Source organism: Photorhabdus caribbeanensis, assembly GCF_018448885.1.
GTDB classification, from domain to species: Bacteria; Pseudomonadota; Gammaproteobacteria; order Enterobacterales; family Enterobacteriaceae; genus Photorhabdus; species Photorhabdus caribbeanensis.
This window is the reverse complement of record NZ_RCWB01000005.1, coordinates 98,191-121,820: the sequence shown is the minus strand read 5'-3', so window position 1 is coordinate 121,820 and position 23,630 is coordinate 98,191. Positions and strand designations below refer to the sequence as shown.

Genomic DNA, 23,630 nt, shown 5'->3' with positions numbered 1-23,630 from the left:
TCGGAGGCAACATGCCAACTACACCAACTTATCCCGGCGTCTATATTGAAGAAGATGCATCACTGGCTCTCTCCGTTAGCCAAGGGAACACGGCAATCCCGGTTTTTATTGGCCGTTTCTCACCGAAAAAAATCAGCGCAACGCCACAAATGACGCGCGTGAGTAGCTGGTTGGATTTTACTAATCAGTTTCATGTGGGTTGTATTAGGTCGGTAACAATCAAATTAACGGAATCTACTCCACCATCTGCCCCTTCCGTTCCTGAGAAAAACGAAGATAATGAAAAAACAGAAAATCATATAAAAGATAAGGACGATGCAGAAACCGAAAATAATACAAAAGCCAAAAGCAATATAGAAACTTTTGCCGCCCAAAAGATGACGCTTTATACAGACGATAACAATAACAGTGATTCTTACAATATAACTGTCGGCACCTACACAACAAGCAGTGATGCCTTAAAACTTTATTTCCAAAATGGTGGCGGACCTTGTTATATCCTGCCAATTTCTAATCCAGAAGATTCTAATACGCTGGCATTAATCCCTGAGTTAATTAAGCAGGCTTTAGAAATTACCTTGATCGTCTGCCCTGAACAAGATTCTAATTACCAGAGCAAAATATATAACAGTCTGACATCTTCATTATTAAATGAAGGCTATTTCCTTATCGCTGATAATCAGGATAAAAAAAACGCACTTAGCGTTAGCCTGCAATCACAAACCGCGACTTATTATCCGGCTGTGAAAGTCTCACAACTTATTCAGATAGAGGAGAGTAGCATCGAGGTTTCAGGTTATCAGGATAAAAAAGTTACCCATCTGGCAGAACTCAAAAGGCAAAACTCAGAACTCTATGCACGAGTTATCAAAGCAATAAAACAAAGAATTGCAGATAACAAAAATCTCATTCCCGCCAGTGCAATCATGGCAGGCGTGTACTGCGCTACCGATGCTCGTCGGGGCGTTTGGAAAGCACCGGCGAATGTTGTTCTCAGCGGAATTAGTGATGTAGCGGATCGACTCAGCAACAATGAACAAAGCGCCATGAATCAAAAAGGCATCAATGCTATCCGTTATTTCAGTAACAAAGGATTTGTCGTCTGGGGCGCACGTACTCTGCAAGATGATGATAACTGGCGCTACATTCCGGTTCGGCGTTTATTTAATGCGGCAGAACGGGATATCAAACAGGCAATGCGATTTGCCGTTTTTGAACCCAACAGTCAGCCCACCTGGGAACGGGTCCGCTCAGCCATTGACAACTATCTCCATCAACTCTGGCAACAAGGGGCGCTAGCCGGTAATAGCCCACAGGAAGCCTATTTTGTGCAAATTGGTCAAGGTGTCACCATGTCCGATGACGACATTAAACAAGGCAAAATGGTGGTTAAGGTTGGCATGGCGGCGGTCCGTCCAGCTGAATTTATCATCCTGCAATTTTCGCAAAATGTAACACAGTAACTGTACTGAGGCGCGGTTCGCCGCGCCTATTCTGGCAAGGAAATGAGAATGGAAATCACACAGCCCGGCGTCACCATCACGGAGAACCTGATATCCCAGCAACAAGATGAGGCGTTTATCGGTGTACCGGTTTTTATCGGCTATACCCAACCGATTGAAAATAGCCATATCAGTGATAAAACCGCCATCAAGCTCAATAGCTTGGCCGATTTTACCCGGTCGTTTAAAAAAACAGGATTAATGTACTACTCCGTGCGCCACTTTTTTGACAACGGCGGTCAGCAAGCCTATCTACTGTCATTAGGATCTGATGAACCACGCAGCAATTTTCAATTATTGAGCTCTACCTTACAACAAGATTGGGTTAAACAAGCGATTTCGGCACAGAGTGCTATCACGCTGATTGTGATCCCCGATATTGCCTATCTGAATCAGATGGATACTCTCGATTCAGAAATCGATCAATACGACAAGACTCAGTTCTGGCTACAATTTTGGCAATCCGTACTTAGCCTCTGCCAGTGCCGACGCGGCATCATGGGCTTGCTGGATGCTCCCGATGATCCCAAATTGGCCGCTGAATGCTTAACGCAGCTCTCTGACAATGATCGGCAATGGGGCGCGGTATACTGGCCGCGACTAAAAAGCGCCTATCAGGAACAAGATCAGCCTGTTGTCCTTTCACCTACTGCGGCGGTGGCCGCCGTCATCCAGCGTAACGATAACCAAATGGTCGTCTGGCATGCTCCCTCGAACGTTATGTTAGCCAAAGTAATAAGCCCAATAAGCTCTTACATTGACGCCGATGACCTGTTTAATCAGAACGGCTCTTCGTTGAATCTGGTTCGCAGCTTCCCCGGTAAAGGTACAAGGATCTGGGGATGCCGCACGCTGGACAACACTCTCGGTTCTCCCTGGCGCTATATCCAGACTCGCCGTCTGGTTTCCTATATCGAAGCCCATATGACTCAACTGGGCCGGGCCTTTGTCTTTGAACCGAATAACGCCATCACCTGGATGAAGTTTAAAGGTCAGGCTTACAACTGGTTACGTCAGTTATGGCTAAATGGCGGACTGCGGGGTACGCAGGAAGATCAAGCTTTCGAGGTGTTGCTGGGAGTTGATGAATCGATGAGTGAGGCGGATCTACGAGCGGGGAAAATGATCATGAAGATCAAACTGGCGCTGCTCATTCCGGCGGAATTTATCGAATTGAATCTGACATTTGATACCCGTACCGGGATCAGCCATTAAACAGGGGCAAAATATGAACAATTTATACACCCCATCGGTGTCACACCGTTTTATTGCCAGTTTTCTGTTTAACAATATCCCCAGTCCACTCGACATTGCCTTTCAACGGATATCGGGCTTAAGCCGGGAACTGCAAACCACTCAACACAGTCAGGGCGGAGAAAATGCCAGAAACGTTTGGCTAGCGGAGAAGATCCAGCACGGTAATTTGGTTTTGGAACGCGGTGTTATGACCGTCACGCCGCTGACTTGGGTGTTTGATCGCGTCCTGCGTGGCGAGAAAGCGGTGTATGCCGATGTGGTTATCATGCTACTGAATGAACATTCAGTTCCGGTAGCAAGCTGGACATTAAGTAACGCCCTGCCGGTTCGCTGGTCTACCGGCGACCTTGATGCCAATAGCAATACGGTGCTGGTGAACGCTCTGGAATTACGTTATCAGGATATGCGCTGGTTAGGAGTGAAAGCATGACGGTTGAAATTAAGGAGCTGATTATTCAGGCCAAAGTCACCGATTCGGCGAGTCACCCGGTCGCGCCGCAAACACTGGCGCAGGAAGCGCAGGATGACGCCCGCATAATCGAGAAAGTGAAACAAGCCGTATTAGATGCATTGCGCGAAACAGGAGGTCATTATGAGCTTAATTGAACGCAGCTTGTCCAAACTTACCCTCACCGCCTTCAAGGACCGCGAGGGGAAAACCTCGGTAGGCAGTTTACAGGCGATGTATAACCCCGATGCCATCCAGCTCGATTATCAAACCCGTTATCAGCAGGATGAAAGCATTAACAGTGCCAACCAAAGCAGCCGCTATGTGTTATCTCAACCGGCGGGTCTGTCATTAGTCCTGTTATTTGACGCCACCATGCCCGGCAATAACACCCCGGTAGAAACCCAATTGGCAACGCTAAAAGCCTTATGTGCCGTGGATGCCAGTACTCACGTCCCCCACTTTCTTAAAATCAAATGGGGGAAAATGCGTTGGGAAAACAAAGGTTATTTTGCCTGTCGAGCCAGTGGCCTCAGCATTCATTACACCCTGTTTGATCGGGACGCCACGCCATTGCGGGCCAGCGCTACTTTATCTCTGGTAGCAGATGAAAGCTTTGTGATTCAAGCCACCGAGCAGCAGTTAAAATCTCCCCCGGCTACTGCGGTTAACGTCACGGATATGCTCTCCCTGCCGTTGATCGCCTTAGGCGCCGGAGCATCCTTGGCTGGCGGGATTGATTATCTCTCGCTGGCCTGGCAAAACGGTCTGGATAATCTTGATGACTTTACCCCCGGACAAACGTTGCAAGCACAGGGGAAAGCATGAAGATACCTGCGATAACACTCAAAATAGATGGTAAAGCCCTCAGCCAATTTACCGTTATCACTCTGACCGTTCACCATCATATTAATGGCATCCCTTCGGCTAACATCACGCTAGGGATCGCCGGTGATGCCAGTCATATTTTTGATGCCAAGGCACAAGCTGAACTGGCAAGTTGCCGCCCCAATCATCAACTTAGCGTGCAGATCGAAAAAACCGTGGTGTTTAAAGGGATCATCGTGCGGCAAACATTGGGGCTTAAAGGTCAGGACAGCATCATTACTTTGACCGCCAAACATGCGTTGCAAAAATTAACTCACAACCTCCACTCGCAACTGTTCAACAAACAGAGTGATGAGGCGATTATCAAGAAGTTGTTTAGCCAAGCGGGTATTCCTGTCACGATAAAGCCAGGCCCTCAGCTTAAAACCGTGCATGAACAAATGGTGCAATTTCGCTGCAATGACTGGGCTTTCCTAAAAAACCGGCTGCTGGCGACTCATACTTGGTTATTGCCCGGCAACGATAGCGTGACGCTGGTCACTCCAGAATCCCTTAATCGGTCAACCGTGCATACCATCCACCAGCAAGCCAACCATCAGGATGTGGTGTTATTTGAGGCTAATCTACAATGGGATAACCAACGCAGCCCCAAAACAGTGAGTGTACAATCCTGGGATATCGCCCAACAGAAGCTATCTCCAGCCCATCAGGCAAAAAGCAGCGGCCTTGGTCGCAATCAACTCGCCACAGACAATCTGACATCATTGACCAACCAACAATGGCAATGGGTTTTCAGCTATCCGTTGGACAATGAACAGGCCAAACAGCTTGCTCAAGGCATGCTGAATAACCGCCGAAGTCATAACGTCTCCGGTAATTTTGAAGTCGAAGGCGATAACCGTTATCAAGCAGGCGATGTGCTAGCATTAAACGGCTTTGGTCAAGGGATGGATGGTCAGGCGATTATCACCGGCGTCAGTCACACCATCAATCAACGGCAAGGCTGGCGTACTCGGCTAACGCTGGGGCTATTACCGGAAACAGAGCAAGTTATACCGCAGACGAAAGAGCTGCACGTCGGGATCGTGGAAAAATACCAGCGAGATAGCCAATCATTGGGCCGTATTCCGGTCAAAATACCGGCTTTAAGTTTAACCAACGGCACCCTTTTTGCCCGTTTAGGTAAACCTTACGCCAGCCATGAAAGTGGTTTCTGCTTTTACCCGGAGCCAGGGGATGAGGTGATTATCGGTTTCTTTGAATGTGATCCTCGCTTCCCGGTGATATTAGGCTCGATGCATAATCCTAAAAACAAAGCGCCGTTAGAACCGAGTGAAAAAAATCCGGTGAAAACCTTAGTGATTAAACAGGGAGAAAATCAGCAAGGATTAGTCTTTAATCATAAAGATAAAACAGTCGCATTAAATAGCGGAAAACATACCTTATCCCTGCAACAGGATAAAGATATCACGCTTAATTCCGCTAAGAATCTCATTACCCATGCTCAAGAAATTAAAATAGAGGCGCAAAAATCGCTGTCCGCCTCCGGGAAATCTGGGGTTGATATTAAAGGCGCGAAGATTAATCTAACCCAATAATAAGGTCATGAGATGACAGACAAAGCATTAGCCAATAAAGCATTAACCGAAAAAGTATTAGCCGATATTTATGGTCGGGGTTGGGCCTTTCCGCCGCAATTTTCTATTAAAGATTTTTCTATTAAAGATAGCGTGCATTCTGAAATAGCGACCGGCGTCACAATGGCGGAGGGGGCAGAAAACGTTCGCCAAAATATGAAAATTCTTTTTCTCACCGAACCCGGCGAGCGAATTATGCGTGAAAATTATGGTTGCGGCTTGAGTGATTATCTGTTTGCCAATATCCGTGACGAAATAATGGCAGAAATTCAGACTCGGATTGAAGAACGGGTATTGCGTTATGAACCCCGCGCCGATATCAGCGAGATCCAAGTGAACCAGAGAACGGACGTACCCAATACCCTGCATATTCAGGTCACTTACACCCTGCGAGGCAGCGAAATTAGCCAGCAGATTGAAGGCGCTCTTGAAGTTAATGAAGGCCGGGTACAGGTGAATCTATGAGCAAACAACTGGTGGTGGATGGCGACACTTTGCTATTTGAGCCGTTATTTGGCAACCGACAAGTCACCATTCTGGGGCCGGCAACCATCCGGGGTAGCGGACACCTCCAAATTCAGGGCAAAAAGATCGTTATGGTCGGTGATGAAAAAAAGGTGCAACTTCAAGCGCAATATATTACTCCAAGCCACCCGGTACCCGGCATGGGGACAGTCGCCATTGCTCAATTGGATGCCAGCCAACAGGCAAATTTTTGCCGCAGCCCTGCCACGGTAATTATCGTCGGGCAACAATTTATCGCCCGTTTTACCCCGACACAGCCAGCCAATAATCCATCGAGTGGCCCGGATGTGACAGCCCCCAGTATGGGTAAAGGCCGATTTATTGCCAGCCAATATATAGTCACTGCCGGATAAATAATCTTTTTAATTATATTTTAAATAACAATATCTTCAAATAATCACGATCCCTGAAAATCTATCAGAAATCATTGCATAACAGGTGGTAAAAATATGGGACAAGCCGAGTTAGAAAATAAACTCTCTGCTATTGTGCCGGATACTGCATTTAAACTTGATGAAAGAAGTACGCTAGATATTTTAAATTGGCTTAAAGCTTACGCTAAAGAAATTCCTTTTGATCAAGAGAAAAAACAGTTCTGGGATAGTTTCTACTTTATTCAGGAAAATAATCCTCAACAATTAGCGGATATTTACCAAAACGTTAATAAAGCCGATGGCCTATTACCCGCCCATCAAGCTTTTATTTTAGCTTTTTTAAAATTATTAGAAACAACTAATCGATTATTTAATACCTTTCCGGCCCGGCATCGCAATCTTTATTACCGGGAATTATTGGGATTGAAACCCAAAAAAGCGCAAGCAGATAAAGTTGCGATAGGAATTACGCTCAATCCCGACAATACACAATCGATGATAGCCCAAGGCACGCTATTTGATGCCGGGCAAGACAACGCCGGCAATCCATTACACTATGCATCAGATACGGATTTACTGGCGAACCAAGGGGAATTAACTGACTTACGTTGGTACCGGAAAAAGCATGATGGTTGGTTATCGGCAATAGCATTAAATCTTGCAGATAACATGGCATTGCCAGAAAACGGTATTCGACTTTTTAGCCCAACGGCCAATGATGTTCCAGTTCTGTCCGGTTATCTGATCACTTCTCCTTTATTTGCCATGTCAGCAGGAGAGCGCACGATTAAAGCCACATTAGCCAGCGAATGGACAGGTAATGCTGAGCACATTACCGCTCAAATGAGTTCGGGCGATCACTGGCTTTCTCTCTCCGCAAAAAAAGAACAGGGCAACAATACCCATTATCTTACACTTTGTTTATCAGCTAATAATGACGCCATCAGTTCCCCTGATGGCTTGGATAATATGGCGTTTGATGTACCGGTGTTAAAACTAGCCACCACTCAAGGCCCGACTCTACCCAAGATTACCAATATTGAAGTCAGCATTAACGGTAATCGCAGTGTGCACTATGCCTCTGACGGAGGCATCGAACAGACGGATGCCACCAGCTTCCCATTGGGTCAATCACCGTCGTTAGGTTCCGGTTTTAATCTGATTGCCCCGGAATGGTATGGCTCTGAAAACGCAACATTGACGATGACTCCTCAATGGGTGGGATTGCCTCAACAAAACTTTTCAAAATGGTATGGAGGATATGAAACTAAACCCGACAATAGTGCCTTTAAAGTACAGGGTTACTTAATCACATCTCAAAAGAGAGAAAAGCTTAATGAAGCACAAGCATTATTCGATGGAAAAGAGGCGCCACAAGGACGAAGCCTGACATTTACCTTGCCGTCGATGAATTACCCTGTTGCAGACACTCCATCACCCAACGAATGGCCCGCATCCGTGCGCATAGAACTGGCCGGACAAGATTTTATGCACACCCAATACTGGCAAAATCCCACGGGTAAAAATGTCCCTTATACGCCGCAAATCAGTGCATTACAGGTTCAATTCAGCGCCAAAGCTAAACCTGAGCAGTTCGTCGTCTATCCCCTGACACCTTTTGGCCGGGGCGAGGCAACAACAGAAACGCCTGCATTAACTCATGAAGCCTTCTATTTAGGCTTTACGGGCGTATCACCGGGACAAACTCTATCTCTCTATTGGCAATTAGCAGGCATTAAATCGCTCGCATTGTCTTGGTCTTATCTCAATAAAAACAACACCTGGAGCAAATTAGATAAATTAGTTGATGACCAAACCCGCAACCTGTTTGACCGGGGTATCTGGCGCACCTTATTGCCACAGGATGCGGCAGATCAGGCGGCTCTGATGCCAACGGGGCGCTACTGGCTGAAAGCTGAGATAACTCATCAAACCGATCCCCAAGATTACCCTCGCATTAAAGGTCTACTGTATAACGCTACTACAGCGACCTTGATCAACGCAGAAACCGTTGAGCAGGAGCACTTTATCAACGGATTAGCCGCCGACAGCATTAAACAACCGGTAAACGCCATTGCTGCCGTCAGCAACGTCGCCCAACCTTGGGCCTCTTGGAATGGTCAGCCGCAAGAAACCGAGCAAGCCTTCCTGACGCGGCTCCCGGCTCGGTTATCTCACCGTAACCGGGCGCTGAGTTGGGGCAACATTGTCACCTTATTAAAAGAGCAATTTGTCAGCCTGTTTGATGTCAAATACCCGTCTGCCGGTGAATTAACCAAAATCCCAGCACCGGAAAAACAGCAACTGATTGTGATCCCTGACAGCCGTTACAAAGATAACGATGATGCGCTGCGTCCAACGTTAAATCCCGCTCGGCTGGCGGAGATGGTCGAATGGATCAAACAACTCAGCAGCCCTTGGGCAACTCTTGAGATCAGCAATCCCACTTACGTTGACGTTAATGTGAACTACCAAGTGACCTTTATCGCAAGCGTTAACCCCGACTACGGATATCATCAGCTACAACAGGAGTTAAGCCGCAAATATATGCCGTGGGGCGAAAATACCGCTGTCGGCGTGACAACCGGTAATCACATTGACTACTACCAGTTATTAGCCGCCATCCAGCAATCGCCTTTGGTGGAACGCGTCACCGATTTAAGCCTAACCATCGCTAACCGAGTCACAGGCGCCGTGGGTAAAAGTATCGAAGCCGCCGATAATGAAGTGCTGATTTTAGTCTGGCCAGAGCAGCGTCCCTCAAACCAAGGAGTTAACCAATGAATCATCAGGATGCCTTGTTTCCCATTGTCAAAGACGATATTACCTTCGATGCCTTACTTACTCAGGCCAAAACAGTGATTGAGCAACAATCCGGCCAATATTGGAGCAATACCAGTGAAAATGATCCCGGCATCACCTTATTGGAAGCCTGTTGTTATGGCGTCTCCGATCTGGCCTATCGCCACACATTACCACTGAGAGATCTTCTAACGCCAAAACCAGCGGACCAAACACCCGTCGACGGCATTTTTCCCCGAGAATTTGGCCCACAACAAACGCTGACCTGTGGCCCAATCACTGCGGAAGATTATCGCCGGGCTTTATTGGATTTACATAGCTGCGACACGGCTAATGAAACAAACGAAGGTTATTTTTTCTTTAATGATGTCCAATTAATTCGTGAACCTGAAAACGAACGCTATGAATATTGGTATAACAAAGAAAAACGTGAATATAGCTTTAAAAACTCCGGATCAGATAGCCAATTAGCACTAAGAGGAAATTATTGGCTCTATTTACTGCCTGGTCGGGAAACTGAAACTAATAAAACACTGGCTGAGGAGAGGCTGAAAACTTTCCTAAAAGATAACCGTAATCTGGGGGAATTCATCAGCAATATTATCTGGTTGAAACCCATTGATCTCCCCTTGCAGATTGATATTGAACTTGAAGATAACGTCATTGATCTTCCTGATATCTTCGCCCAAGTTTATATGACCGCGGAACAGATGGTGCTGGCAAAACCCAAACGTTATACCACTCAGGCCATGAAAGATCAGGGTTACAATCATGAAGAGATATTTTCCGGCCCTTATTTACATCACGGTTGGATACCGACCTTACCTCAAGCCAAAGATTACACCGGCGATATGGTATTAAATCTCAGCCATCTGGTTAATCGATTATTAGCGATTAAAGGTATTCAGAGTGTCACCCGGCTAGCATTAGCTCATCACGACACAACTATTACGCCATTGTCGAACGATAATTGGTCTTGGGAAATCGCTCAAAAATATTACCCCAGATTATGGGGGAGCGATCCACTGGCATTAATTACCTCAGCAAACAGCCCGCTTACCATTACCGCCAAAGGGGGCGTTAAAATTGGCGTTTCCAAACAAGATATCGAGGAAAAGCTTATTGCAGAACCACTGATTAATACACAGCCGGAATTACTGCATTGGGGTAAATATCGTAAAGTTCTGGATTACTATCCAGTAAGTAATAAATTACCGGCTTGCTATGGATTGCAGACCAGCAAACCTACGCCACAGCAAATGCAATTACACCAATTTATGCTACCATTTGAACAAATGTTGGCTAACGGCTGTGCCGAACTTGCCCTTTTACCAAAACTATTATCCTTTAAACAACGAGGAGAAACAGTATACGGTACTCAATGGCCTTTTAAAGCCGATACTGTCAGTCAACAAGCCCATCAAAACATAGAAACTGATTTAATAGAAAAGCTCAATAATGATTCTCAAATCCATTATGATAAAGGCAATAATAAAGATAAAAACTATGCCAAGGAGCTGACAATTCTGGATTACCTATTAGGCTATTTTGGTACTCATCGCGCAGCCAGACCTTTAACACTAAATACACTCGATTTTCTCAATACTCAACGCGGCTATCTGGCTCAACAACCGGAACTGACCTATCAACGTAATAATATTCGGATTGATAAAGTGTCGGCACTGCAAAAACGGATTGCTGCCCGATTGGGTTTAGGCGGGGAATGTTTCAGTAAAACACCTAATCTGGATGGCTTGCCTTTTTATTTAATTGAACATCGTCAACTTTTGCCGATAAAACCCGACACGAAATTCGACGATAAACAAAAACCAAATAATCTGGAAATAATTGAAGAGAATTCAGGCTCTAAAAATCATCAACTCATCATCACACAGCAAGGTACAGCAGGTCGGTTATTACAAGGTCAGGTAATTAACCTAATTATTATTGAAGGTGATAGAGAGTTTATATTACGGAGCCAAATGATCACCGAAGTGACAGGAGATACCTTTTCCCTTAGTACACGTAACAGCACGGATCTGGAGTACAATCTGTACAAGGTGCAACAGGCATTTAAGGATGGTAATCTGCGCTGGCAAAATAGCCCAGTGTGGCTGGAAGATATGGATTATCAATTGGTTTATGCCGATACCACATATCAAAATGCTACCGAAGATCAACGTTGGATTACTTCCAGTGCTCAAAGCCCCTTCCCTGCTATGATTGAAGAAAATGACGAAATCACCCTGAAATATGTGATTACCCCATCTGGGCCAGCCCCAAAAATATCAGCTCGTACAGTTCTCACGGAACCACCCGAATATGAACTCAAAGCGCGGGTGGTTAAATTTGATCGTATTCAAGGCAAGATATTAATTAAACGCAACCAAGACTCACCGAATAAAAACTTTCCAAAAGAGGCCGAAGCATGGCGTTATCGCTGGTATTTCTCCAGCGAAAAATATGCTTTGGCCGATCGCTTTTCATTTGTGGTTAGCGTAGTAGTGAATCGTCAGTTAATTGAGAATGACAAAGTTGATCCTTATAAGTTGGAATCTTGGGTGAAAACAGAAATATTAGCTGAATTCCCCGCACATATTTCAATGATTATTCACTGGTTATCACCGGAACATTTTAAAGATTTTGCCAGCACCTATAAACGCTGGCAAAACAATGATGCGCCTTTAGGAGACGAGGCATACCATATTTTAGAGACCTTAACCTTGGGACGCTTACCTTCTGATGCAACCGGTATTGGTAATATGCGAATTGCTACTAAACAGCAACGTACCGAGGTCATTGGTGAGTCTGGAGATAAATGGAACGAAGAAGTCATAAAAAGTAATCAATTATTATATGTGCCTAAGCCGCAGGCATAGCTAAACTCAATGCAATTATTAATAAGGATAATAGAAAAAATAGAAATTAATTTATCCAAAATAAAAACAAATTAATATAGCACCACAAAAGACTTATTCTAAGATTAAATATCTTTTTACTCTTAATTATACAGAAACATCTACAAGATATTTAAATTATAATAATTTAACATTATACAGTCTAGGATGATAAAAATGGAAAAAAAATCTAATCTATCTGATGTAAAATCCAATATGGAAAATATCAAATCAAATGGCCCATCAGCAGATGATTTAAAAAGACGCTTTAAAGAAGGCAGTATTCCATTACAAACCGATTATGCCGATCTGATTAATATTGCTGATATAGGTCGTCGGGCCGTTGGTAAAGCGCCCGGTCAAACGGATAACCCAAATTCAGCCCTGAAACTGGGTAATGACGGTGCACTAGCGGTAAAACTTAATGACAACGGCGGTTTAAAGACAGATAACGATGGATTAAGTGTAAAAATCAAGAATAAAAGCCTGTCAGTTGATAATAGTGGATTAGCAATCAATACTGGCAGAGGATTGAGAATTAACAACGATAAGCTTGAAGTCGGTAATTATCACGGTATTGAAATAGTTAATGAAGGTGTAAAAGTTAAAGCTGGTAATGGCATTAAGGTAGACAATAACGGTGTCAGTATTGATACCAATAAAATACTCCCCACAGGAATGATCGTGATGTTTTCTGGTGATAGCGCTCCTACAGGTTGGGCTTTCTGTGATGGTAGTAATGGAACCCCAGATTTAAGAAGTCGTTTTGTCATGTGTAGTGAAACTATTTCTGAGACAGGGAAAAGCAGTAATAAAGCCAGTGGGGGTGGGAATAGAAAAAACTTTTCCATAAGTACAGAACCAACTCAAGTTTCTGTCACTGTTAATGTGCAAGAAACTACATTAACAGTAGCACAAATACCTAAGCATGATCATATTGGAGGTATGCCTTACTGTTTGAATAATGCAATTAGATATGAAAAATTTGCTGATCAAACGACGGGAGATGCAATATATAATTCCAGCGACAATGACAAAGTAATGATGAAAACCGGATATCGTATTTACCCACACACATCACCCACAGGTGGAGGAGAAGGACATAATCACCAAGCAACAGCGTCATCCCCTTCACATTATCATAGCGTTGATGTAGTTCCGCCTTATTATCTATTAGCCTTTATTATGAAACTCTAATTCTATTCTAAAAATACAGACTTAAATTACCTATTATTTACTCATTACCAAGGAAATATCAATATGACTTCGGAGCCAAATCTGTTAAACCGGATTACCATTACTATTGCAGCTAATAATCAACAGGTCGCTAAGAAAGTATTGCATGGCTCCGTATTTAATCAGGTCAATATAAATCAATTACTCAACTTATACTTTGATGAATATGATATTCATCAGAATATCTCCTTGGAGACATTAACCCTTAATCTTGGTGAAATAAGTTTCCATAACTTTAATTCATTATTCCCTGCTCGCCTCAAGGTTGAGCTGAATAAAGCACTTAACCAATATCAGATAAACAACCATCAGGAAGAAACTCTACTGAACAAGCCAACATCCAGTAAATTTACCGATAACCCTTCCGCATTCTGCGATAATAATTTAATTGATGCGGAGAACTTCATTCACTCTTTATATCAACAAGATTCCCAACCAAACACAATGGAGACAATAACGCACAATAAAAACATTAATATTAATAAACTTATTCATCAATTAGCACAAATAGAGAGAAAGTGGATATTATTACTGGCAAAAAGCTGCCTATCTGAACATGGTCTACAACGACTTTTAGCTATCAAACAACCCGCTTTATTCATTGCCATTAATCGCAGATTATCCGAAAAAACAAACAAACCACAACATCAGGAGGAGCTTGTCTCCTCCGGGCAACTAATACTCAATGCACTGGAATATCTACAGCGGCATAATATTCAGGAAATACCTAAACCCGATGCTAAAATCATTTCCCGTATTACCACTGAACTCAATAACGGCGTACTTAATACCGATCCTATTATTAAGCTATTTCGCCAAGCTATGAACCACAATATTCCATTAAATAATTGGCTGAAACAACTCTGGCAAACCGTTTCTGTTTCACGGCTTTGCCAAAAGCATTTTTCGGTTAAGGAATACCAATACCTATTGGCATGCTTTATGCCAAACCGCATAGATAAAAATACATCCGGTAAAAAATCAGCCATGAATAACATTAATTTTTCAAATGTTCAGCAATATCAATGTCTGGTAAATAAGAAGGTCATGACCGAAGATCAGAAAATACTATCAACATCAGATAATGCACATATTACAATCAATAGCCGCAATCAACTTCAAACTATCAACAAGCCACAATCTGAATCAGTTTTATTACCAGAAAAAACCGTTCCATATCAAATCAATAATGCCGGCATATTAATGCTCTGGCCGATGCTACCCGCATTATTTAATCAACTTGACCTACTTAAGGGGAAAAAATTTATCCATCGTCAAGCCCAATACCATGCTGTTAATTTCCTTGATTATCTGATTTGGGGAACCGAAGAAACACCGGCAGAACGTAAGAGGCTCAATAACATTCTGTGCGGACTTATGATCAATGAAAATACCGAATCAATCTCTGTTGAACCCGAAAAACAATTAATCACCACGCAATGGCTGGATAGCGTTATTGCTCAGCTTCCCGGCTGGAAAAAATTAAGCTGCAATGACGTCCGCCAATTGTTCTTACAACGACCGGGTGAATTATTGGTAAACGAGCAAGAAATCAAAATCACCATCCAGCCACAGCCATTTGATGCATTGTTGGCTGACTGGCCGTGGCCATTAAATATCGCTAAACTTCCCTGGCTGGATCGCTCTTTATTAATCGACTGGAAAAATATTTAACAGGTTTATATGAACGCTTTACTTAAAAACAACCATTACATGGCGACAGAATTTCACTGGATTTATCCCCATCTGGAACGTATTGATCTGCGATTACAACATTACTATTACCAAAATGGAGAGAAATACGATTATTTACCGGATAGTTTTCTCCTTAGCGAGGATGAATTAAACCAGCGTCTGACAAAGCCACTGGGTATTCCTCATTGGATCACTAAACAGGATAATATTATTAATTTCCCTGAAATCGACGAAAACCCCAATGCATTATCACAATTAGTTGAACGTTTTAAACTGACTGAATTTGAACGGGATATTTTATTATTAGGTTTATTACCTCATTTTGATAGCCGTTATCATGCGTTATTTGCTGCTCTGCACGGTAACAGTAGAAAACAGTGGCCTAGCTTTGAATTAGCCATTGAATTATTTAGCCAACGCCAAAGTGATCAGCCATTACGACAAAATAGCTTTCTACCGCAAACACCATTAATCAGTCATCAACTATTACGGCTTAATAACCACGAAGAGTCTATTTGGTTACAAACTCAATTTCTAACTCACAGCGCTGTCTGGCATTTCTTATCAGGCCAACGGGTTATTTTACCGCCGCTGACAACTTGTGCTTATTGGCACTCTTCTGCCTCACATGGTTGGTATCCACAATCCCTTTACCCTTCACTTGAAAAGATATTATTAAATAAAACTGACGAAATACGCCCGCTGGTAATACTCAGAGGAAAACAAGATAGCGCCAGAGAATTAGCGGTAAGCAATATTATGGCGTTTCATAATATCAGTACCTTAACGCTAGATTTAGCTCAACTGCCGGAGGAAAATAACCCTAATTTGCTGATAGATGCAGTACGGGAAGTACGATTACACGATGGCTGTTTATTAATTCGCAATTTTTCTTTACTTAAAGATGAAAAGAAAATATTACACAGAGAATTCTCCACTTTATTGAATCAGCCAAAATTACGTGTAGTTTGTCTGGCAGAACCACAAGATTCATTAGTGTGGATTAAACATTTACCAATAGTACAAATTAATATGCCAGCCCTGACTCTGGCAGATAAAAAAACCATGCTGGAAGCAAGTTTATCGGATAATATCGCCCAGAAAATAAATATTACCGAGCTATGCCAACGTTTTTCATTCACCGCAGAAACATTGCCGCAAATCCTTCAAGAAGCAAATCAATATCAAATACTCCGACAACCAGAAGGTCAATTGGAAGAAACCGATCTACGTAAGGCATTAAGTTTCCGTGCTCAACAGAATTTCGGTAAATTAGCGCAACGAATAACCCCCAAACGCAGCCTTAATGATTTAGTTATTTCAGACACATTAACGCAACAATTAAAAGAGATTATTGCCGCCATTCATTACCGTGACCAGATTCTGGCTACCGGCTTTCAGGAAAAAATCGGTTATGGCACCGGTATTAGTGCGCTATTTTATGGAGAATCCGGTACCGGAAAAACAATGGCCGCAGAGGTGATTGCCGGTAATCTTGGCGTTGATCTGATTAAAGTGGATCTCTCTACCGTGGTGAATAAATATATCGGTGAAACGGAAAAAAATATCTCCCGTATTTTCGATCTGGCCGAAGCGGATTCCGGCGTGCTATTTTTCGATGAAGCGGATGCTTTATTTGGCAAACGCAGCGAAACCAAAGATGCTCAAGACAGGCATGCTAATATTGAAGTCTCTTATTTATTACAACGATTGGAAAATTATCCGGGATTAGTGATTTTAGCCACCAATAATCGCAGCCATTTAGACAGTGCTTTTAATCGCCGTTTTACCTTTATTACCCGCTTTGCTTATCCCGACGAAATGCTACGTAAAAAAATGTGGCAAGTCATTTGGCCAGAACAAATTAAATTATCCGATACCATTGATTTTACCCATCTGGCTAAACGAGCTGATTTAACCGGGGCTAATATCAGAAATATTGCTCTATTAGCAGCAACGTTAGCGAAAAATGACCACTGTAAACAAATCGAAAATAAACATATCAATCGAGCCATTACACTCGAATTAAATAAAACTGGCCGATTGGTTTTTTAAACATTTAACAAAATTGGAATAAACATGACAACCCTAATTGCTTCTGACAATGCGATTATTGAAGTAAATAATGCATTAAACACTATTTTATCCCAGTATCTAAATATCAATGGCAATAAAATTGATATCCGTTTTGATCTACCCGAAATTAATTCCATTCAATCGGAACCGACGGTCAGTGTATTTCTTTATGACATCAATGAAGATTTACAATTACGCTCTGCCGAACCAAGGCGTTATAACCCGATGACCAGCACATTATTACCGGGATGGGTCAATATCAATTGTCACTATTTAATTACTTACTGGGATGCCAATAAACCATCAAGCGACAGTTCAAGCCCGGATAGCCAACCGAATAATCAAGCGGCGCAAGTGATGACTCGTGTTCTGAATGCATTAATTAATAACCGCCAATTAACCGGCATTCCCGGCGCCTATACCCGAATTATTCCACAACAGGAAAACTTAAATAGCCTGGGTAACTTTTGGCAAGCCCTCGGTAATCGCCCTCGCCTATCTCTAATGTATTCAATTACCGTACCGATGAAACTGCAAGATATTAAAGGCAATATTACACCCATTAACCAAATTTCTGCTTCGGTGGATCAGAAACCCAATCTAAATAATTCACAAATCAACCAAGCTCTAACAGATAAATTATGTGCCGATTTAGATGGCACAGAAGATATTCGCCTTGCTCTGACTAAAGTCAATCTGATTACTGAATTTTCTACAGTCAATAATGAAAATCAGCAAAATAGAAGTATGATCCTTGAAATCTCTGGTGTTACCCATTCAAATTATTTACCGAAAATAAAAGATATTCTTTCAACATGGAAAAATAGCCATAATGCTGTTGTTGAGATAAATGGTGTCGGCATTATTATTTCCACAGCAAATTCTGACAAATTAACTGGAGTTTAATTTTATTTCCATTCAATCATATGATAATAAAATAAATCCCTCACCAAAAACTAACAGGTGATAATATGCCAAACAGCAAATATAGTGAAAAAGTTAACCACTCAGCAAATAGAGCGGAAAAATGCTCGATACATTCTAGCCAATATAATATGAATAACTGTACATTGGGGTTAGGATTGGATTTTAACAAAAAATTAAGAACAGGGAATGAACGAAATATAGAAGATGCACAACCTTTTATTCCATCCCCTTCGAAACAAAAAAAATATAGTACCAGCCCCATAGCAATGTCTGATATATTAGATGAAAGCGCACTGACTTCACAACCAATTATTACTGATTTAATTAATCCGCAAAAAATAAAAATGTCAGACGGCGTAAAAAATATTTTAAATAACAAAGAAGGCGGCGGAGATCTGGTGTTCAAGGCACTACAGATTAAACCATCGGATGAAACTCTGCCATTCAATGCATTAAAAATTGTCGATACCTGGCAAAATGAAATACCGGATCAAGACATGTCTATTTTAGCTTATTGGGCACCACAAGGAGGATATGTTGATATCCCGGCCCAACCCGATATCAGCCGCAATCCACAGTATGTATTTACCCCAAATTTCAGTGGATGTTCATTTGTGGTCGATAAAATGAATAAAGATACTCTCCGAGTTCGGCACGTACAAGGTGGTCAAGAAGATGTTGAATATAATAACCAAAATATTGATCACGGAATGGGTATGATTACGGCAATGGAATTCCGCGATTATGGATATCACAAGGCTGATGGCAAAGTTATAGAAAATACCTATGGTTTTGCATTCTTAAAATTTAACCCAGAGGAAAAACAATGGCAACTTCACTATCAGAAAATAGCCGCAGCCCCTAATATCATAAATATAGAAACTAAATCTAGTTGGTTGCCATTTAATAAGCCTTTAATTGAAGCCGATACCTTTACCTTCAAAAATATGAAAGTCCCTGGATATAGCAGGAAGAATATCAATAACAATTAATATACCCGTCATCTTTCAAGTTGCTTCTTTGTTGGCTGCACTCACTCACCCCGGTCACATAGTTATCTATGCTCCCGGGGATTCACTCCCTTGCCGCCGCGATCCATCTTGAAATCCATAGGGTATATATATTATTTACCCCCAATATATTTTTCATTATAAAATTAACAGTTGGAAACATTCCAAACAAAAAATAGGGAGGTTTAATCACCTTAAAAAAATAATACCACATCGAATTGAACATTATCTAACAATATAATAAACAGAAAAGAGATTAACAAAATGAAATTTAATTATCAAATAAGTGAATCATTTTATAACGGTTATCATTCTGATATTCCTATCGCAATTTTCTCTGAACAAGATTTTACAAAGGCTTATGAAATATACCACGCTAAAGATTTTAACTATCATAGATTAAAGGTAGAACAAGAGCCTTATGCGAGATATTTCAGCGCCTTTCATCATACAGATATTCATAAACAGACTTATTCAGTACCTGAGTTAGAAAACAAATATGAAGAAATGATCTACCTTAATAACAATCGGCAATTTGAATCTGATACCAATTCTGCCACAATGATGTCCAATCATATTCCTTATGATTATGATTTTTATGGATACACTTCGCTACAATATTTAAAGACTAAATATTCCGAAGAATTAAACCATTACCATAACTCTAATTTTGATAATGAAGAACTTAATGACATCATTTTGATTAATTATTTTGAAGGATGGCGTCAAGAACATGATCTTAATTCTAAGATTGATATAGAAACCAGCCTTGCAGTTGCAGATAGCATTGTCAGAGTGTCGCTTCTGGGGTTATTGAAGGGTAATATATCAGATGATATTAAACAAAGAATTATTTTCCCTGAATCGATCACAGTTGAAATGCAGCAAGATCTGCTTAATAATAATTTGGCCAATAAAGTAGAAGAGTTTAATCAATACGTTATTGCAAAACTGCAAAGATTGGCCGCAGCGGAAGATACGGTATCAAAAATATTATCACCTTATCAGTATATTGAATCTAGAGTTAAAGAGATCTCTAGCAGTCGTGTTAGTTTAGATCAACAAATTACCGTTATTATTTCAAAGAGAATACTTGATAAATGCAAGCCTAAGATTAATAGAAAATTTGATGTATGTAAAAATCAACCAAAACCGATAACTAAATACTTCACGGTTTATGATTTTATTAGAAACATTCATCAAAAAGAGTTCAATAAAGTTGAATATAGTGGAAAAGAGATACGATACGTATTAAATAGCGACATTGAAAATGTTATAATTAGATTGAACGATGTTACCGGCGATTATGAAAAATATATCAATAGATTTAGAAATAATGAAGATGTGAAATATTATATCAATGAAGGAATTAATAAGCTACCCAGTTCTACCGGGACAACAGTAGACGAATTTCTTGATAAATATATAGAGCATATGGATGAAATAAGCTATACGGAAGATGAAATTATAGCTGATTATTATCTTAATATACTCAGACAAGTCCTTGATGCTGCCTCAATGATTTTCCCTGCCAGCCCACTCAAAGGTTATTTGGTTTCTATTACCGCCAATACCATCATACCGCTCATTCAATCAGCGATTGCGAACACTAATGAAGAGAGCAGCGCATTAAAACAAGAAGCTTGGGTTAATTTTGCTGTTTTATCCGCTTTCCATGTTATTTTCAATAATCAGACAAATCGGGCAATCAGTAGAAAAATTACCAAAGGCGCAAAACTAATTAAAAATAGCGGCGGATATATTACTGATAAATTTAGTATTAAAAAAATAAATGTTAATTACAAAGGAAACTCTCAATTAGCCAAAGAGAGTATCAAGAAAATTCCTGGTTCAGGTACTAATCCATGGAAACTAGAAGACATTCGCAATAGCTATAAATGGTTTTTTGATCGAAAATATTGGTCAAGATTTAATGTTGAGAAAAAGACAGAAATTTTACAATCACACCTGATGAAAACGCAAGAAGCTAAAGAGTTAGCTGAAATTGTTGGGTGGGAAAAACTTAATAAGATGATAAAGGACTCAATCACATTAGATTATGAAGGGAATCCAATCAATAAATTATCATTCAGGAATCTTGAAGATGAAGTAGCAGCAAGAAGTTATACTTTAATAAATGACAGAAGACGAATTAATAACATAGCAAATTTCCTCGATGAGAAATTAACCTTTTCAGATCAGCTAGGAAAATTTATTAATGTTGAAGATATTTCAGGAAGCAGTGATTTAGATAAAGCAGCCAACTGGATTGTCAGTAAAAGTACATCAAATGCTAATAACACACAACATGTCGCCAGTGTACTATCCAAATATATTGACAAAGATATCAGTGATTTTAATGTATTAACGCAATTGCACGATGAACTATATCGCTTAAAACCGGGCACTAATTTAAGACATTATCGTGGTTTTGGTGATCAGATATTTCCACATATGGAATCATCCAAAACTATTCTTCCTTATTATCTAACCAGGACAAAAAGCGTTAATGGCGTTGATCCTTTCCTCATCTATTCAACGTTAATTGAAATTCATCCTTTTGGCAATGGGAATGGCAGAGTAGCCAGATCAGCTTATGCTCTGGCATATATTAATAAGCATAGAAAATTTCAAGCGTTAACCAACGCATCAGAAAAGATACTGACCGAGAATGCCAATAGACCTAAAACATTCGTTAGATCACCAACCGGAGATGTTCGCCAGGATGAATTTTATCTACCAAGGGATAAAGGGGAAATTGGGAAATTTAAAATATTGGATAACAGTGACCCAAACTATATTGTAGGGGTTGATGAATCTAACTCTAAATTCAATATCTATACGACCTGGAATAAAAATGAAAGTCCTGCCACCAGCAAAACCGCTATTTTTTCCGCTCATGGTGGTCGTGAAAATTCAGCAAGACCAATTATATTCCCAAAAAATAAAAATCTTATATTTTGGGCGCCAGATGAATACCGGTTAGATGATCCGCTTATTGAACGGTTTGTTAATGAGTTTAATCAGTTAAACCCTCATTCGGCTATTGGTGGAAATTATGAAAAATTCTGGACAGCATTCCCTGACAGATATAAAGATTATGATTTATTAAAGTCGCTATTTACTGAAAAGAAACTTGAACAGTTAAAGAACATTGGTAATGTTATAGAAAAACACACAAATTTAACCGCAGAAGATGCAACAGGTATCAGCGCTGCAAAATTAAAAAACAGTTCAGTGCCCAAAGTCGCAGAATATCAATTTTCTTGGTATGAAAAAGATAAAGAAAAAGAGTATGTTTCAGCATTAATCGAAAACAGAAAAACCATAATAAGAGCAAATGATGGAACACCGGCGGTTGATTTATTAAGCATCAGTCCGAATGTTCCTATTGATAAAAAAGTCAGTATTAAAGATCTTATTGATTTCGTTAAAGAGAAAAATTATGAAAATATTCATATAGTAGCGTGTAGAGAAGTTTGGGATAATGGCAAGCCCAGAAGTACAACTCGCTCTTATGCAGTCGCTCGCGGCTATAGAAATGAACATGAACAGTATTGGGAAAATAAAGCATTGAAAACGCTGCCACAATCTAAAGCGGCGAGTTCAAGCAGAACCAAACGAGATATTTCCGCTATTAATAGCCATGAATATCTTAATGAGCCGCGAGATATAAAATATCTTTTAACATCGATGTTATTTACAAATGGTAACAATGCGATAAGTTATAGTGAATATGTAATTGGCGTGGTGACAACAGATGATAAAATTATTACCTTTGATGATTCTTTAAAAAGAGCAGACTATGATATTTTTTTACCGGGCAAAGAAGAAGATAGCCCTGAATTAATGCAAAGACAAACAGTAATAGATAATCATTCCCTATCCGATTTCAATATATATAGTAATAATTTATTTGATTTCAGTGAAATAACGACAGGACAATATTTATATTTCAAAGGAGGAGAAAAATCAGATGGTAATGTCATTTTAGAGATCAATGATTCAGAAGGTTTCCGCTCGTTGGCAATAAAGGTTCAAAATTTAAATATGATGGGAGTCTATCTGGCAAATATCATTAATAGCAATTCCCAAGATTTTAAAGCCGGAAGAGTAGAAAATGGGAAACTTGAAACAAGTATCCTAGGTGTTAATAATTTATATCTAAAGCGTGGAAGTGAAAACAGTTATTACATCAAAGTGAGATTTAATCTTATAAACGTTAAATAATATACCATAACTTACGTGGAAATCTGGGGGCTATATTTGGTAATATAGTCCCCATTACTCTCTATAATAATTGATCTTTGAAATCTATCTATTTTATTATTTTTCTGATTAGTCAGGTAATTATTGCGACAAAGCTTTCATAGAAAACCAGACAAATCTGAAAATGTATTTTAATTAAATATTTAT

The 23,630-nt window shown here is 40.6% G+C and carries 16 protein-coding genes; all 16 read left to right on the top strand.

Annotated elements, in window-relative coordinates; all coding sequences use genetic code 11:
* Positions 1-11: 11 nt before the first annotated feature.
* The 16 genes from EAE90_RS05525 to EAE90_RS05450 all read left to right on the top strand — a co-directional run bounded on the left by EAE90_RS05525 (position 12) and on the right by EAE90_RS05450 (position 23,444).
* Complete coding sequence (locus tag EAE90_RS05525) at positions 12-1,463, top strand: phage tail sheath family protein (RefSeq protein WP_214052641.1); 1,452 nt, start codon at positions 12-14, stop codon at positions 1,461-1,463.
* Between the two features lie 48 nt (positions 1,464-1,511).
* Entirely contained in the window at positions 1,512-2,717 is a 1,206-nt protein-coding gene (locus EAE90_RS05520; RefSeq protein ID WP_214052640.1) for a phage tail sheath family protein, read from the top strand.
* Positions 2,718-2,730: 13 nt separating this feature from the next.
* Positions 2,731-3,189, top strand: coding sequence for a phage tail protein (locus EAE90_RS05515; RefSeq protein ID WP_214052639.1), 459 nt, complete (start codon positions 2,731-2,733; stop codon positions 3,187-3,189).
* Positions 3,186-3,365, top strand: a complete 180-nt coding sequence (locus EAE90_RS05510) for a DUF5908 family protein (protein WP_214052638.1) — start codon at positions 3,186-3,188, stop codon at positions 3,363-3,365. The genes EAE90_RS05515 and EAE90_RS05510 overlap by 4 nt, the downstream gene beginning before the upstream one ends.
* On the top strand, positions 3,352-4,035 hold the full coding sequence (locus tag EAE90_RS05505) for a CIS tube protein (RefSeq protein ID WP_214052637.1): 684 nt from the start codon (positions 3,352-3,354) through the stop codon (positions 4,033-4,035). The genes EAE90_RS05510 and EAE90_RS05505 overlap by 14 nt, the downstream gene beginning before the upstream one ends.
* Positions 4,032-5,633: a phage baseplate assembly protein V gene (locus EAE90_RS05500; RefSeq protein ID WP_214052636.1), complete on the top strand. Its 1,602-nt coding sequence runs from the start codon at positions 4,032-4,034 to the stop codon at positions 5,631-5,633. The genes EAE90_RS05505 and EAE90_RS05500 overlap by 4 nt, the downstream gene beginning before the upstream one ends.
* Positions 5,634-5,645: 12 nt before the next feature.
* Entirely contained in the window at positions 5,646-6,137 is a 492-nt protein-coding gene (locus tag EAE90_RS05495; protein ID WP_214052635.1) for a GPW/gp25 family protein, read from the top strand.
* Positions 6,134-6,550, top strand: coding sequence for a hypothetical protein (locus tag EAE90_RS05490; protein WP_214052634.1), 417 nt, complete (start codon positions 6,134-6,136; stop codon positions 6,548-6,550). Before EAE90_RS05495 ends, EAE90_RS05490 begins: the two co-directional genes overlap by 4 nt.
* A gap of 96 nt (positions 6,551-6,646) precedes the next feature.
* A complete protein-coding gene (locus tag EAE90_RS05485) occupies positions 6,647-9,355 on the top strand; it encodes a hypothetical protein (RefSeq protein WP_214052633.1) in 2,709 nt (902 codons plus the stop codon).
* Positions 9,352-12,252, top strand: a complete 2,901-nt coding sequence (locus EAE90_RS05480; RefSeq protein ID WP_214052632.1) for a hypothetical protein — start codon at positions 9,352-9,354, stop codon at positions 12,250-12,252. Before EAE90_RS05485 ends, EAE90_RS05480 begins: the two co-directional genes overlap by 4 nt.
* A 195-nt stretch (positions 12,253-12,447) precedes the next feature.
* Positions 12,448-13,467, top strand: a complete 1,020-nt coding sequence (locus tag EAE90_RS05475) for a tail fiber protein (RefSeq protein ID WP_214052631.1) — start codon at positions 12,448-12,450, stop codon at positions 13,465-13,467.
* A 63-nt stretch (positions 13,468-13,530) separates the two neighbouring features.
* Positions 13,531-15,180: a contractile injection system tape measure protein gene (locus EAE90_RS05470; RefSeq protein ID WP_214052630.1), complete on the top strand. Its 1,650-nt coding sequence runs from the start codon at positions 13,531-13,533 to the stop codon at positions 15,178-15,180.
* Positions 15,181-15,189: 9 nt separating this feature from the next.
* Positions 15,190-17,256 carry an ATP-binding protein gene (locus EAE90_RS05465; protein WP_214052629.1) on the top strand — a complete coding sequence of 689 codons (2,067 nt, stop codon included), beginning with the start codon at positions 15,190-15,192 and terminating at the stop codon, positions 17,254-17,256.
* Positions 17,257-17,280: 24 nt separating this feature from the next.
* Positions 17,281-18,183, top strand: coding sequence for a Pvc16 family protein (locus EAE90_RS05460; RefSeq protein WP_214052628.1), 903 nt, complete (start codon positions 17,281-17,283; stop codon positions 18,181-18,183).
* A 65-nt stretch (positions 18,184-18,248) separates the two neighbouring features.
* On the top strand, positions 18,249-19,196 hold the full coding sequence (locus EAE90_RS05455; RefSeq protein ID WP_214052627.1) for a hypothetical protein: 948 nt from the start codon (positions 18,249-18,251) through the stop codon (positions 19,194-19,196).
* 282 nt (positions 19,197-19,478) lie between these two features.
* On the top strand, positions 19,479-23,444 hold the full coding sequence (locus tag EAE90_RS05450; protein WP_214052626.1) for a putative adhesin: 3,966 nt from the start codon (positions 19,479-19,481) through the stop codon (positions 23,442-23,444).
* The last annotated feature ends 186 nt before the right edge of the window (positions 23,445-23,630 follow it).